A 14,308-nucleotide genomic window follows, 5' to 3' on the forward strand; every position below is an offset into this window, starting at 1 on the left:
AAGCTGTTTAACTGATATGAAAAAGAATTTCCTATTAGCCCTAGCACTTGGCACTGCCATGACGGTGACCAGCTGCGACCAGAACAACACCACTGCATCGGAGGCAACTACTGCCGAAACTACTGCCACTGCAGACCAGCCGCAGGCAGTTGACAACCCGAACGTAGTACCAACCAGCCAGGAGACCAGCACCGAGAACATGGCTGTGATGAGCTTTGCCACCACGGAGTATGATTTCGGTACCATTAAAGAAGGCGAAGTAGTAGAGCATACCTTTAAATTCACCAACACAGGCAAGTCGCCGCTGGTGATCGAGAGCGCCTCTGCCTCTTGTGGCTGTACTGCCCCTGACTGGACGAAGACTCCTGTTGCTCCGGGCGAAGAAGGAGAAGTGAAGGTTCGTTTCGACAGCCGCAACAAGCCGGGCCAGCAGTCACCTACCGTAACGGTACGTGCCAACACAGAGCCTAACATTGTGCGTGTGTTCATGAAAGGCAACGTAGTTTCTTCAAGCATTCCGACTGCAGGCGCTGATGGCCCTGTAAAACTTAACTAAAAAATTGAAGCTCTAAAGAGCACAACCCTTTTTATGCAAACGATATTCCTCCAAGCCGCACCGGACGGTGGCATGCTGCCACAGCTCCTGATGTTTGGCGCCATTATCCTTGTTTTCTATTTTTTCATGATCCGTCCGCAGCAAAAAAAGGCGAAGGACCAGAAAAAATTTCGTGATGAGCTGACCAAAGGTATGCAGGTTGTAACAATAGGCGGGCTGCATGGCCGTTTAACAGCTGTAAACGATGATACCGTAGAGATAGAAGTAGACAAAGGCGTACGCCTCGTGTTCGAAAAATCTGCTATCTCGCTGGAAGCCACTGCTAAAGTGAAATAAGGATAAGATACCTTGTCGTTTGAGAAAGCCCGAAATATCATTTCATGGTTTGTAAGGCCATTTAAGCCCCAAACAGAGCACTACTGGCGAATTGTAGTGCTCTGTTTTGTGGCTGCCTCCACTTTTTGGCTGCTCAACGCCCTCAATAAAAGCTACTCTACCCAAACCACCTACCCGGTGCGCTTTGTGTACAACGATCAGCGCCTGGTTCCGATCAGCCCGCTTCCGGAGGAGGTGATGGTGAACGTGACAGGCAAAGGCTGGAAGCTGCTCCGCAAATCGCTGAAAGTAGAAGTACAGCCCGCAGAGGTCTACATCCGTAGCCTGCCCCGCAACAATTACCTGTTAGGCTCTGCCCTAAGACCCGCCCTGGTGAATGCCATGGACGGCCTGCAGCTTAACTTCGTCGTAACCGACACCCTTTTCTTTAACTTTAACGAGCAGGTGACCCGCCGCATCGCCCTGCAGCTCGACCCGAACCAGAAAGTGACCGGTGAGCGCCACGCCCTGCTGCGTCCTGTGCGCATCGACCCGGACTCGATCACGTTCCGCGGGCCTTCCTCTATGGTCGACAGCCTGCCAAGTCCCTTTGTGCTGCGCCTGCCGATCACTAACCTGACCGAATCGGCTAAGATTGCGGTGCCCATTGAGTATAGCAACAAGCCATTGGTGAGGTCGGACGTTACGGAAGCCACTGTTTCGGTGCGGATAAAGCCACTGCTGCAGCGCGAGCACCAGGTCGTGCCGGAAATGGTAAATGTGCCGTTGAACACCGAGGTAACCCTACGGCCGCAAGTGGTGCTGATACGCTACCTCGCGCTCGAGGACTCAGGGGCCGTCATCAACTCGGAGGCGTTCAAAGCCATTGTGGACTTCTCCAGGTATAGCCGCCAGGATTCTACCGTAGCGCCAGAACTGGTGCAGAAGCCTGCCGGGGCACGCAACATCACGCTCTGGCCTGAGCGCATCAAAGCTGTTCTTAAAAAATAACCGAATGCTCAGGATAGGTATAACCGGTGGGATTGGCGTAGGCAAAACGATTGTGTGCCGCCTGTTTCAGGTGCTGGGTATACCTGTGTACGACGCCGACACCCGAGCCAAGTGGGTGATGCAATATGATCTTGCGCTGAAGCAGGAATTGCAGGAAGCCTTCGGAGAGGAAGCCTATACCTCAGAGGGCCAACTGAACCGTGCCTACCTGGCATCGGTGGTATTCAACAACCAGCAGCGGCTAGACAAACTGAATGCCCTGGTGCACCCGCACGTAGGCCTTGATTTCGAGCGCTGGGCTGAGGCGAATGCCAATGCGCCATACCTGATTAAGGAGGCAGCCCTGATGTTTGAGTCGGAGTCGTGGCGGCAGATGGACGAGATCATTGTCGTGACGGCGCCGCTGGATGTGCGTCTCAAGCGCCTGCTCAAACGCGACCCGCACCGCACCGAAGCCGATATCAAGGCCATCATCAGCAAACAGCTAAGCGAAGAAGAGAAAATAGCTCGGGCGCAGCACATTGTCTATAATGATGATCAGCGGTTGATTATACCTCAGGTACTCGCCCTGCACGAGCAGTTCCTTTCCAAGTCAGGTATAGTAGATTAGTATCTCACACAAGCCTGCCTGCGCCCTGCAGGTATAGCCTACCTATTTTTGTGTGTAACTTGAGGCGAAGAGTGTGACTAAAATGTGGAGGCGTTCTCTACTGTTTTGTTCTACTTAAATCATCTTGTCACAGATAATGGCACATCATGAAAAGTCTTCTTCTTGTATGCTTCTTTTTTGCATCATCCCTGTTATCGCATGCTCAATTGCATGAGAGCAAGGCAATCTATTTGGAGGCCCTGAACCAGTACACGCTTCAATCAGATTCTTTGTATGCGGGCAACAGGAACCATGAGAGCAAAACAATCTATTTAGAGCTTCCTGGCGACCTTGACGGCTTGCCAGACAGCTTGAATGGCTACAGAATAGTCATCCTGACGCAGGAGAACATAAAGCAGGTATACCGGGCCAATAACAACAGGCTGATTCATACCAAGCTGTTCCCTTTGAGAGTTGAAACGGGGAGGATTATAATTAGCTTCATACCTTATAGTGGGGTGAGAAAGTGGAACGGAAACCTGGATTTGTCTCTTGGGGACGGGGTGCAGGTTCATTTTCAATATGACTGCCAAAGCGAAAGCTTCCAATACGAAAGGGTTGTCAGCTGGGGGATTTGATTCCTTATACCTGTGCGAATAGCCCAGGCACTGCCTACTTTGCACATCCGGATGTTGGCACGTAACGATGCTTTGCTATACCTGGCTAGCGTGTTGCCAAGCCTTCTTGGCAGGTGTATATTATATTCGCAACCAAGCCGTTATACTGAAGTCGGGGAGGGCTTTCAGGTATAGCACTTCAGAAAAGTATGGACATAAAAAAAGGACAACTTTTACGTTGTCCTTTTGTGGGGCGTACTGGATTCGAACCAGTGACCCCCTGCTTGTAAGGCAGGTGCTCTGAACCAGCTGAGCTAACACCCCTTTTTATCGTTTCGTTGACCTGTTGTCCCCGTTTGATGATGCAAATATGGGGCGATTTTTTGGAACTGCAAAACATCTGCTAAAAAAAACTTAAATTTTTTTTTCGAGCCTCGTCGCCTATTGTGCGCGTGTGAATACTGCAGTACCTTTAGCTTTTGTAAGATGCTTAAAATCTGAACTTTCTCTTGGGACGAAATCGTGTTGTGAAAAAAGTGCTATTTTATGTCGCCCTGGCAACAGTGGCGATCACGGGCATTTCGGCGGGACTGGTGTATGCGTACCAAGATAAAATAATCGCCCTTTTTGTGGCCGAGGCCAACAAGCACATCGCCAACAAGGTAGAAGTAGGCAAAATCTCGCTCTCCCTCTTCGACAAATTCCCGCAGGTGGCCGTGGCGCTCGACCAGGTAAACGTGCACGAAGGTATTGCCGAGAGCGACTCATCGCTGGCACGGGCCGAGAAGCTGTATTTCACGTTCAGTGTGTTCGACATCATCCGGGGCAAGTACGACGTGAAGCAGCTATACCTGGAAAACGGCTCCATCCATGTGCGCGTACTGAAAAACGGGCAGGTCAACTACCACATACTGGCAGTCGATTCCAGCAACACGTCCAGTGACTTTGCCTTTAACCTCGAGAAGATCAACCTGAGCCAAGTCGCACTGCGCTATACCGACCTGCACCTCAACCACTACATCGAAGCGCACGCCCCGCAATTGGTCGCCGCCATGGCGATCACCAACGACCAGATTGCCCTCGAAACGAAAGGCAATGCCGCCATAAGCACCATCCGGATAGGAGAGAGTGAATACTTCAAAGAAAAGTCGGTTGCCCTGCACACCGCCCTAACCATAGACCGCACCGCGCAGACCATCGCTTTAAAACCATCTGTGGTGCAGGTAGAGGGTGCTGCCTATGAGGTTGGCGGGCAGATCGCCTACGGTGGCACGACAGAGCTCGACTTACAACTGCAAGGGAAGGATACCAACATACAGTCGCTGTTCTCCTTGCTGCCGCAGCAGATCTCGCGTGAGTATAGCCAGTACCGCAGCGAAGGCGATGTGTTCTTCAAGGGTACCGTAAAAGGCAAGGCGTCCGGTAAGCAGAACCCAGAGGTGGCTTTTGAGTTTGGCGCCCGAAATGCCTCATTCTTTCACCCCGATACAAAGCAGAAAGTAGAAGGTCTGCACCTGGACGGATACTTCACGAACGGCGCCAGCAAGAGCGCCGCCACCTCCCTGCTGGAGTTGAAGAACCTGCGAGGCGTGCTGAACAAGCGCCCTTTTGAAGGGAGCCTCACTTACCGCAATTTCGATAACCCCTACCTGGCCTTCAATGCCAAAGGGATGATTGACGTGGGGTATGTGTTGAGCCTGCTGCAGCTGAGCGAAGTAAAGAGCGGGAGCGGACTGGCAGATGTGCACATCGCCTTTGCCGGCAACCTGAAAGAGTTTAAGGCCAAACCGGGCAACAGTACGCTCAGCACAAGCGGAGATATTACACTGCACAATGTGATGCTGAACCTGAAGGAAATGCCGCTGCCATTGAGAGGGCTGAACGGAAACTTCATTTTCAAGAAGAACGATGTCGCGGTTTCGGACTTCAAGGGGCAGCTGGGCGACTCGGATTTCGTGCTGAACGGGATGTTTCGCAACGTGATGGCCTGGTTGCTGCTCGACAAGCAACGCCTGCTCGTGGAGGCTGACTTCAGTAGCCAATACCTCAATTTTGACCAGCTGCTGAGCGAAGAGTCCAACACCCCGGCTGACGCCAGGCAGACCGGTAGTAGCGCTTACAAGTTCAACATATCACCTGATATTGCCTTCGACCTGAGTGCCACTATCCGGCAGGCGAGTTTCAGGCGGTTCAGGGCAGAGCATATCAAGGGCGAGGTGAAGCTACGCAACCAGATCGTGTCTTCCCCCAACATCTCGTTCAACGCCATCGGCGGTAACTTCGCCGTACGCGGAAACCTGGACGCCCGCAACCGCGACCACATCAAGGTGAGCACGGCCACTAAGCTGAGCAATATGAGCGTCGACAGCCTGTTCTATGTTTTTGAGAACTTCGGCCAGAACTTCATCTCCGACAAGCAGCTGCGCGGCAGGCTAACGGCCAATATTGTGTCGGATGTGTACTTCGACAGCCAGCTCAACACCAAAACAGACCTCATGCAGGCGGAAATTGCCGCCACGGTGCGCGACGGCCAGCTGATCAACTTTGCCCCGATGCAGAAGATGTCGGCTTTCGTGAAACGCTCAGAGCTGGCGAACATGAAATTTGCAGAGCTTAGCAACAATTTCTGGATACAGCAACGCACCATCTTCATTCCGGAGATGGACATCCGTTCCAACCTGTCGGCTATACCTTCGGTGTCTGTTTCGGGTACCCATACCTTCGACCAGGACATGGACTACCGCATCAAGCTGCCCCTCACTAAAAATCGCCGGCCTGACCGCGACAGCGTGTATGGTGTAGTGGCTGAGGACACCGATGCAGGGAACAGCTCGCTTTTCCTGACGCTGCGCGGCAAGGAGAGTGATTTTAAGCTGGCCTATGACAACGAGCGCGTGCGCGAGAAGATCAAGACGGACCTGAAGCAGGAAGGGCAGGAGTTGAAAGATCTGTTACGCGGCAAAAAGCCTGTGAAGCAGGAGAAGAAGGTGGAGCTGCAGGAGGGCGAATACTTCGACTTTGAGTAGGCTGGAACTGAGGCGACTATACCTGCTTAGCGACGAGGCTAAGCGATGGCATTTGTAAGGTATAGGTGAAGCGTTGTGGGGTCGAAAACACGTGTATTGTAAAAATTATATTTTACTTACGTCCTTTGTTAATGCACGTTTACCGTGCAAAAGGGCAGATTTGTTAAAAAAATGCTGTTTGTTGTATAACCTGTGTAGCGTTCGGTCGTTAGATAAAACAAAATTACAATAATGATTTGCGTTGATTTTGTGGATAGATGTGAAGATATAATGTAAGGCTCCTTGGTAAGGTCCTATCTTGTTAAGAAAGCCGATACAGCATGAAAATATAAGGGTGAAAAAAAAGCCGGAGTTTCTCCGGCTTTTTTATTTATACCTATGTCATATTGACTTTACAGCAAGCCTAAAGCAACTGGCTGAGCGCTATTTCAAAAGAGGTCTTGGCGATCTCTGTTTTCGCCTGGTTCTTCTTGTGGGTCTTCTCCAAAGCCTCCCGGATGACACGGGAAATGTCGTGGAAGATGGCGTCGTCGGTGATCTCCACTTCGTGCTCCATCAGGTAAGCGAATACACGCGCCATACCGCAGTTGGCTACAAAGTCAGGTATAACGGATATGTTGCGGTCGGCGAACTCCCCGGTAGGGCCGAAGAATATCTCCGGATCCTGGAACGGCACGTTGGCCCCGCATGAGATGACCTCCAGGCCGCTGGCGATCATTTGCTCGAGCTGTCCGCGCGTCACCAGCCGCGACGCGGCGGCAGGTATGAATATTTCGGCAGGAAGCGACCAAATGCGATTGTTCATCTCCTCGAACGGGATCAGGTTTTCGGCATAAAGCGTGTTGCCCTGTCGGGTTAGGAAAAGCTCCCGGATCTCGTCAAATGAGAAGCCTTCCTCTTTGATCAAACCGCCTGCGCGATCGATGATGCCTACAATCTTTACGCCCTTGCCGGCCAGGTAGAAGGCCGCGGCAGCGCCTACGTTACCCCAGCCCTGGATGATGGCGCGCTTGCCCTCGAATGAGCCGCCCCAGATCGTATAGTAATGGCAAACCGCCTCGGCCACGCCATAGCCCGTAATCATGTCGGCTACGGTGTACTTGCGGGCCGCCGCAGGGGTATAGGCTGGGTCCTCGATCACCTTGATCACCCCCTGGCGCAGCTGCCCGATCTTGTTGATCTTCTGCGGTTCGGTGGCGTTAAAGTGGCCGTTCACCACGCCTTCCTGGGGGTGCCACAGACCGTAGTCTTCGGTAATCGGAATTACTTCATGTATCTCGTCCACATTCAGGTCGCCGCCGGTGCCATAGTAGCTCTTGAGCAGTGGAATAACCGCCTTGTACCAGCGCTCCAGCACGCCGCGCTTGCGTGGGTCGGCCGGGTCGAAGTTTATGCCTGACTTGGCTCCGCCGATGGCCGGACCAGACACCGTGAACTTCACTTCCATGGTTTTGGCCAGGGACTCTACTTCGCGCTTGTCCAGGCCTTTGCGCATACGGGTGCCGCCACCAGCCGCGCCGCCGCGCAGCGAGTTAATCACTACCCAGCCTTCGGCCTCGGTTTCAGCGTCTTTCCACTCAAATACTATCTCAGGTCGTTTATTCTCAAATTTTTCGAGAAGCTCTTTCATGGGTTTGTTTGTGGTTAAGGGTTTACAGACCGCAAAGGTACGAAAATACATCGGAGCGAGCAGGTCGGCAAAACGGTAGCGCCTTGCAGAGGTATGGATTGGACTGTACTGGGATTGCGCGTTACGACACCGTTTTTTCGACCGGCCGCCAGTCTGTTGTACATTTCGCGGAGAGAGACAAAGAGAGCGGGTTCATATAGTAATCTAGTAACATTAAGTATTTCATATATCCAATTTTAATTTTTATACGTACACCTACTCAATTCAGCATTAAGGATGTGTCTGACAAGGAGTGTGTTGTGTTATGGCGTGCTTCAGAAGAAAATTTTAAAAATCCTTTGAAGCTACATCAGCCAAATGTCGCTGTTGCCGTATATATCTTAATATGAATTGTATTGTTTAAATGTATGTAGAAACTGTTAGGTATAATTATTAATTATGAAAAGTTTGTTGTCTAGAATTGAATCTAAGAAAATAGATAAGGCGGCGGCCATGCTGAAAGTGCTGGCGCACCCGAAAAGGCTGGCGATAGTGGACTTGCTCGGCAAGGAAGATAAAATGACTGTTACGGAAATTTACAAGTACCTGGACCTGCCACAGGCCATTGCTTCGCAGCATTTGATTACGCTGAAGGATAAGGGAGTGCTTTCTTCCTTTAAAGTAGGTACTAAAATTTATTACTCCCTTGCCATTCCGAAGCTGATCGACGTGATCGACTGCCTGGAGGAATGCTGCATTGATATCTAGTGATCCGCCCGGTGCCGTAGCACCAGATAGTACATTCATAGAAAAGCCAAAGGTCTCCGTTACCTTCTCTTGAAGAAGTAGACGGGGACCTTTGGCTTTTTCTTTACTAAATAAATCAGTCGGTTTACGAATTACCGCTTCAGGCAAATGTTGGGGCTTACAACAGGATTTTATCGCCAGTTTCTTTCTGCTTTTTTGTCTTCACGCCCTTTTTGGCGGGAGTTGCAGTTGGCTTTTCCTTTTTCATGGCTTTCTCAACCTCGCGCTTCAGAATCTCGTGCCCTTCGTGGGTAGTGGCGGCAGAAAGTGCCACGGCCTCGGTGCGGCGCACCACGCGGGAAGAAGTAGCGGCAACATGGGGTTTGGAAGTGGCCACCCATCTGGCGTCTGCATCTGTATAAGCATCCGCCGGCTTGTCGGCCACTAGTCTGTACTCTGACCGCTCAATCGGAGCGATGCCGTCGTTGGCAATATCGCGCTCTGTCAGCATAAACGAATGGCTGGTACATGAGCTGAAAAGAAGAACAACAGTGACAAAAGATAGGAATGTAGAGATGTTTTTCATTTTCGTTGCACTAAGGGTAATAAATTGAGTTTCGTTTAGCGATGTTCTCGTAGCCTGGACAGGTAATTTTCGGATTGGTTAAATATCTTGTTAGAATATTTATATGTGCAAAGATATGTATAAATATTTATATAGAGCAAATTATAAGATTATAAAAGCCAATTTTTTTGATTCAGGTTTAAAGTCAGCGTCAACAAGTATTACCAATTTTAATTAAGAATTGTATATATATAGAATTTTGTATATTCGTGAGTTCAAACATTTATATACTTTTATACTCACTTACAAAATGAAAAGAAATTTACTTTCGCTTGTTGTAGGCGCAGCTATGGCGCTTTCTATGTCTTCTTGCTATACCTACACATTCACTGTTGGTAGCGGCGCGCAGTCTAACGTGCAGGTGAAGAAAATGAACCACTACCTGATCTACGGCCTGGCTCCGATCAGCACATCAAACCCGAAAGAAATGGCTGGAGGCGCTGAGAACTACACCGTAACAGTTACGCATACCTTCGTTGACGGTCTGCTGAATGCGCTGACATGGGGTATCTACACGCCAACTACCACAATCGTTACTAAATAATTATTCCTGAAGCTTTACGCTCGTAATCCTCCAATCCGATATCATGAAGGTGTTTGTATTCTTGGTTCTGACTGTGTTGGCGATCTATTTCGGCTATGCGATTTTTTCCCTGGAGTTTGAGAAGCTTTCCGAATACGGACTGGGTTACCTGGTGGGCAACTGCATACTGTTTGCACTGGTGTTGATCAGTGCCTTTGTGGTTGGCAAAAAGCTTTTTATACAGGAATAGACAATATTTCAAGAAACGAAAAAAAGCTGGTCCGTAAGGGCCAGCTTTTTTTTATGTCTATAATTTTCTGTCGTTAATTCGCGTCCACTCCCTGTTTTTCCAGGTCGAACAGATCGTTTAGCAGATCGATCAGCGTTTCGGCTTCGCCGCGCTTGCAGGCCGCTTTCAGCTGCAGCACCGGCAGCTTAATCACTTTCTGCATCATCGATTTGGTGATATTGTCAATCAGTTTGGCTTCTTTCGGGCCGAGCTTCTTCATGTAGCGGGCCATCTCTTCCTGACGGATCGACTCCAACGCGTTCTTCAGCTTGTTAATCGTAGGCGACACCATCATCTCTTTCGACCAGTCGTTGAACTGCTCGATCGACTCTTCGACAATGGCGTGTACCTGCGGCACGGAGTTGATGCGCTGCTGAAGCGCGGCAGATGCCTTGTTTTGGATCGTGTCGATGTTGTAAACCAGCACGCCCGGCACAGCTTCTACCTCGGCCTCCACACTGCGCGGCACCGACAGGTCGATGAAGAACTTAAACGTGAGCACGTTCAGGCGCTGGATCATTTCTTTGGTGAAGAAAGGCGTTTCGCGCGCCACCGACGAGATGATCACGTCCGCCTCTTTCAGGCCCTGCACGATCTCCTCAAACGGAAGCACGGCCATGCCGCACTCGTCTGCCAGGATCTGCGCCTTGGCCATGGTGCGGTTCGTGATGGTGACATGCTGGTAGCCTTTGTCTTTGAGGTGGCGGCACACATCGGCGCCAATCTCACCTACTCCCACCACCAGGATCTTCGGCTCAGCCACCACATCGGCCGTCAGCTCCTCTATCAGCTCAATGGCGGCATAGGAGGTAGAGGCAGCCCCATCGCGGAAGGCAGTCTCCTGCACCACGCGCTTGTTGGTGAAGAAGATGGTGTGCATCAGGCGGTGCAGAAACGGACCGGCCGTTTCGTTGTCGGCCGCCCACTGGTACGACTGCTTCACCTGATTGGTGATCTGCATATCGCCCACCACCTGCGACTCGAGCCCCATGCTTACCTCAAATAAATGCTGTACGGCATCGTTGTGCTCGTTGAGGATGGTGAAATAGTCGAAGTACTGGGTGATGTTGTCGATACCCTTGGTGATGCCAAGCAGCTTGACGATTTCGGTACTATAGTCCAGGTCGGAGTTATAGTATACCTCGGTGCGGTTGCAGGTAGAGAGCACCAGTATGTCAGAAGCCTGAATAAAGCTTTTCAGTGTCTGAAGGAATTGCCTGCACGAGTTCTCATCTAAGGCAATCAGTTCCCTGATATCCAGCGGCGCTTTCTTGTACGAGAGGCTGATTGCTTTAAAGTTCTGAAGCATAACTTACTTTCGGAATACTAAAATGCAAAATTACTGCTTTGCTTATTAAAAAGAAACTTACTTGCCCTTATTAATTAATTTATACAAATTTCAGATAATTTTCGCGCCACCGCATGATTCCCATTTACGCCCAGAAAAACCGAATAAAGTTTCTCGTCGTTATTGTCGCACTCATTATTGGGGCGGTTACTATTACGTACACTAACGTATTAGTGAGCAAATTGTCTGAAAGAGAGCAGGAACTGGTGCAGCTTTATGCCAAGGGGCTGCGCTACATGATCAATGCGCCCAGCGACGATAACATCGTTTTTATCGAAGAGGAGATACTTTCCTCTAACCACACCATCCCCGTTATCCTTACGGACGAGTACGAGAATATTCTCGATTATAAGAACATCAACCTGCCTGAGAACATTTCAGAAAGCCGAAAAAATGAGCTGTTGCAGCGCGAAATCGCCCGCATGAAGGCGCAGCATGCCCCGATTGTGGTGCCTTGGGCGGAGGGCTCGGAGAACTATGTGTTCTACAAAGACTCGGACCTGCTTTCGCAGCTTCGCTACTACCCCTATGTGCAGCTGATGGTGATTGCCTGCTTTGCCCTGATGGCTTACTTTGCTTTCAGCTACTCGCGCAAGGCCGAACAGAACAGGGTATGGGTGGGCCTTGCCAAAGAAACAGCGCACCAATTGGGCACACCGCTCTCCTCTCTCATGGCTTGGTACGAGTACATGAAGGCTAGCCCGAAGTTCGAAAACGAGCCCATCACGGCCGAGCTCTGGAAGGACATCCGGCGGCTGGAGATCATCACGGAGCGCTTCTCCAACATCGGTTCAGTGCCGCTGCTGCGCGATGAGAACATCCTGCAGGTGACGGAAAACGCGATCGGCTACCTGCAAAACCGCATCTCGAGCAAGGTCGACTTTACGGTGGTGTCTAACTTTGCTCCAGAGATCACCGCCAAGGTGAACGTGCCGCTATTCGACTGGGTGATTGAGAACATCTGCAAAAATGCGGTGGATGCGATGGAGGGTCGCGGCAGCATCCGGCTACAGCTCTCACTACTGGGCAAAAGCCAGATCGCGCTCGACATCAGCGACACGGGCAAGGGTATACCCAAAAGCAAGATGGACTCGGTATTTCTGCCCGGCTTTACGACCAAAAAACGAGGCTGGGGCCTGGGCCTGGCGCTGGCCAAGCGTATCATCGACAACTACCACGAAGGCAGGCTGTATGTTAGGTCTTCCGAGATCGGCAAAGGCACCACCTTCCGGATTGTGCTAAACAGATGAGTTTAAGTTTGAAAGTTTAGAAGTTAGAAAGTTGGGGGTTGAGGGGTTTTAGAGTTTAGAAGTGGCGTTAAACAGTAATGTCGTGAGGCTACGAGCATTGCCGTTTCCCTGTAGGGACAGGGCGCGACCTGTCCGAATCGTGCGTACGGCGACCTCACAGGTATAGCGCTTATGAATTGCAGGTATAGCGACCATTCGCAGGTATACCTATCTTTGTCCCCTTGTCCAACAGTCTTTTGTCACATAGTCATCCCAAGTGGTAGCAGTAGTCAGGTATAGCGATAGGTATAAGGCGGAGTGGGATGCTTTTGTAAAGGCCTCCAAAAACGGTACGTTCCTGCTCCAGCGCGACTACATGGCCTATCATGCCGACCGCTTCGAAGACCACTCGCTGCTGTTCTACCACAAAGACAAGCTTATGGCAGTGCTCCCGGCGAATGTGGCGAACGATGAGCTGCACTCGCACGAAGGACTGAGCTATGGGGGACTGGTGAGTGGCAGGAAAATGAAGAGCCCGCTGATGCTGCAGGTGTTCGATGCCTTGGTCAGGTATAGCCAGGAGCAGCATTTCAAAACACTCTTCTACAAAGCGACACCCCACATCTACCACCAGCTGCCAGCCGAGGAAGATCTGTATGCGCTGTTCAGGTATGGCGCCACGCTCTACCGCCGCGATGTGAATTCCGTGATCGACCTGGGGCAGCCTGTCAGGTATAGCAAAGACCGCCGCTGGCGACTGTCGCAGGGGCAGCAGCGGGAGTGGCAGGTACAGCGGTCAGAGAATTACGCCGGTTTTATGCAGTTGGTGGCATCCCAGCTCCAGAGCAGGCACAAGCTGCAGCCGGTGCACACGGCGGAGGAAGTCGCGAGGCTGGCGCAACTATTTCCCGAAAACATCAGCCACTATACCATCACGGAGGGAAATGAACTGCTGACCGGTGCCCTGGTCTACGAAACGGCTATTGTGGCCCACTGCCAGTATATTGGTGCCAGCGACCGGGCGCAGGAAGAAGGCGCCGCTTACGTGCTGCTCGACCACCTGATCCGGCAGGTATACGCGCACAAAAAATACTTCAGTTTCGGCATCTCCACAGAGCAGCAGGGTCTATACCTGAACGAAGGACTGGTGAACTACAAAGAGAGCTACGGTGCCCGCACGTTAGTGCACGACTTCTACAGACTGGACTTTTAGCTTTTCAGGTATAGAAGCACCTTGTGCAAGTCTATTCCAGATCCAACTGCCGGCCTTCGGATTTGGCCTTTTCATCCAGTTTAGCACCAATGCCCATACCTATACCCATCCCAATGGGTAAGCCCAGCCCAAGTAAGGCGAAATTCTTCAGCGCCAGCGAAAACACGACCCCGAACGGCAAGCCAAATGTCGACATGCCCAGTGCCAGCCACAGTTTCAGATGATGCTTCTGCGGAACCAGGTTTAGTTGCTTCTCCACAAGCTTCAGGATAGCGCTTCGGGTTTCTTTCAGTTTGGCAGTATGCTCCTTAGCGGGAATATTGAGGCCGTTGAGTGGCTCCAGCTGCTGTGTAATAGTGGCGGCTATACCTTCCGGTATGGCTTTGCTGTTCAGCGCATCAATCAGCTGTTGCATGCGGTTAAACTCTTCGGCCAGTTTTTCAGACTGTGCTATACCTTCTATGGGCTGCAGCTTTGGGATCATTTAGGCTTTGGTTAAGGGATTGCTGATGATTGGGCGCGAAACATCCGGGCCCGACTCAATGAAATAAGCGAATTATCTCGAGACTTGAAAATCCTACTATGGCAAACCTTGCCGGATAAAATAAAAC

The 14,308-nt window shown here is 51.0% G+C and carries 15 protein-coding genes and 1 tRNA gene; 11 read left to right on the forward strand and 5 right to left on the reverse strand.

Features of this window, described 5'->3' with window-relative positions; translation table 11 throughout:
• Nucleotides 1–16 precede the first annotated feature (16 nt).
• The 5 genes from B0B12_RS10435 to B0B12_RS10455 all read left to right on the forward strand — a co-directional run bounded on the left by B0B12_RS10435 (nt 17) and on the right by B0B12_RS10455 (nt 3,109).
• On the forward strand, nt 17–556 hold the full coding sequence (locus tag B0B12_RS10435; RefSeq protein ID WP_076668644.1) for a DUF1573 domain-containing protein: 540 nt from the start codon (nt 17–19) through the stop codon (nt 554–556).
• 33 nt (nt 557–589) lie between these two features.
• Nucleotides 590–892 (forward strand): preprotein translocase subunit YajC, encoded by a 303-nt coding sequence (yajC, locus tag B0B12_RS10440; protein WP_076668646.1) that lies wholly within the window; start codon nt 590–592, stop codon nt 890–892.
• A gap of 12 nt (nt 893–904) precedes the next feature.
• On the forward strand, nt 905–1,882 hold the full coding sequence (locus B0B12_RS10445) for a YbbR-like domain-containing protein (protein ID WP_076668648.1): 978 nt from the start codon (nt 905–907) through the stop codon (nt 1,880–1,882).
• A gap of 4 nt (nt 1,883–1,886) precedes the next feature.
• A complete protein-coding gene (gene coaE, locus B0B12_RS10450) occupies nt 1,887–2,492 on the forward strand; it encodes a dephospho-CoA kinase (protein WP_076668650.1) in 606 nt (201 codons plus the stop codon).
• A gap of 146 nt (nt 2,493–2,638) precedes the next feature.
• Nucleotides 2,639–3,109: a hypothetical protein gene (locus B0B12_RS10455; protein ID WP_076668652.1), complete on the forward strand. Its 471-nt coding sequence runs from the start codon at nt 2,639–2,641 to the stop codon at nt 3,107–3,109.
• Nucleotides 3,110–3,337: 228 nt separating this feature from the next.
• On the opposite strand, the gene B0B12_RS10460 is transcribed toward B0B12_RS10455, so the two are convergent.
• Nucleotides 3,338–3,412, reverse strand: a tRNA-Val gene (locus B0B12_RS10460).
• 203 nt (nt 3,413–3,615) lie between these two features.
• On the opposite strand from B0B12_RS10460, the gene B0B12_RS10465 reads away from it, so the two are divergent.
• Nucleotides 3,616–6,114: an AsmA-like C-terminal region-containing protein gene (locus tag B0B12_RS10465; protein ID WP_076668654.1), complete on the forward strand. Its 2,499-nt coding sequence runs from the start codon at nt 3,616–3,618 to the stop codon at nt 6,112–6,114.
• A gap of 403 nt (nt 6,115–6,517) precedes the next feature.
• Here the strand turns inward: B0B12_RS10465 and B0B12_RS10470 are convergent, their stop codons facing one another.
• Entirely contained in the window at nt 6,518–7,744 is a 1,227-nt protein-coding gene (locus tag B0B12_RS10470) for a Glu/Leu/Phe/Val dehydrogenase dimerization domain-containing protein (RefSeq protein WP_076668656.1), read from the reverse strand.
• Nucleotides 7,745–8,194: 450 nt separating this feature from the next.
• On the opposite strand from B0B12_RS10470, the gene B0B12_RS10475 reads away from it, so the two are divergent.
• Nucleotides 8,195–8,491 carry an ArsR/SmtB family transcription factor gene (locus tag B0B12_RS10475; protein WP_244554675.1) on the forward strand — a complete coding sequence of 99 codons (297 nt, stop codon included), beginning with the start codon at nt 8,195–8,197 and terminating at the stop codon, nt 8,489–8,491.
• A 157-nt stretch (nt 8,492–8,648) separates the two neighbouring features.
• Here the strand turns inward: B0B12_RS10475 and B0B12_RS10480 are convergent, their stop codons facing one another.
• Nucleotides 8,649–9,056 carry a hypothetical protein gene (locus tag B0B12_RS10480; RefSeq protein ID WP_170871848.1) on the reverse strand — a complete coding sequence of 136 codons (408 nt, stop codon included), beginning with the start codon at nt 9,054–9,056 and terminating at the stop codon, nt 8,649–8,651.
• Nucleotides 9,057–9,345: 289 nt separating this feature from the next.
• Between B0B12_RS10480 and B0B12_RS10485 the strand changes: the two genes are divergently transcribed.
• The gene (locus B0B12_RS10485) at nt 9,346–9,639 is read left to right on the forward strand and encodes a Bor family protein (RefSeq protein WP_076668661.1); all 294 of its coding nucleotides are present in this window, start codon (nt 9,346–9,348) and stop codon (nt 9,637–9,639) included.
• A 43-nt stretch (nt 9,640–9,682) separates the two neighbouring features.
• Nucleotides 9,683–9,868, forward strand: coding sequence for a hypothetical protein (locus B0B12_RS10490; RefSeq protein WP_076668664.1), 186 nt, complete (start codon nt 9,683–9,685; stop codon nt 9,866–9,868).
• A gap of 73 nt (nt 9,869–9,941) precedes the next feature.
• Here B0B12_RS10490 and hemA read toward each other — a convergent pair whose 3' ends face one another.
• Nucleotides 9,942–11,216, reverse strand: a complete 1,275-nt coding sequence (gene hemA / locus B0B12_RS10495) for a glutamyl-tRNA reductase (RefSeq protein ID WP_076668665.1) — start codon at nt 11,214–11,216, stop codon at nt 9,942–9,944.
• 212 nt (nt 11,217–11,428) lie between these two features.
• Between hemA and B0B12_RS10500 the strand changes: the two genes are divergently transcribed.
• Both B0B12_RS10500 and B0B12_RS10505 read left to right on the forward strand, forming a co-directional pair.
• Nucleotides 11,429–12,505: an ATP-binding protein gene (locus B0B12_RS10500; protein WP_342039366.1), complete on the forward strand. Its 1,077-nt coding sequence runs from the start codon at nt 11,429–11,431 to the stop codon at nt 12,503–12,505.
• A gap of 256 nt (nt 12,506–12,761) precedes the next feature.
• Nucleotides 12,762–13,697, forward strand: coding sequence for a GNAT family N-acetyltransferase (locus tag B0B12_RS10505; protein ID WP_076668669.1), 936 nt, complete (start codon nt 12,762–12,764; stop codon nt 13,695–13,697).
• Nucleotides 13,698–13,728: 31 nt separating this feature from the next.
• Here the strand turns inward: B0B12_RS10505 and B0B12_RS10510 are convergent, their stop codons facing one another.
• Entirely contained in the window at nt 13,729–14,181 is a 453-nt protein-coding gene (locus tag B0B12_RS10510) for a hypothetical protein (RefSeq protein WP_076668671.1), read from the reverse strand.
• Between the last annotated feature and the right edge of the window lie 127 nt (nt 14,182–14,308).

The sequence above is a fragment of the Pontibacter indicus genome (genome assembly GCF_900156345.1).
Taxonomy (GTDB): domain Bacteria; phylum Bacteroidota; class Bacteroidia; order Cytophagales; family Hymenobacteraceae; genus Pontibacter; species Pontibacter indicus.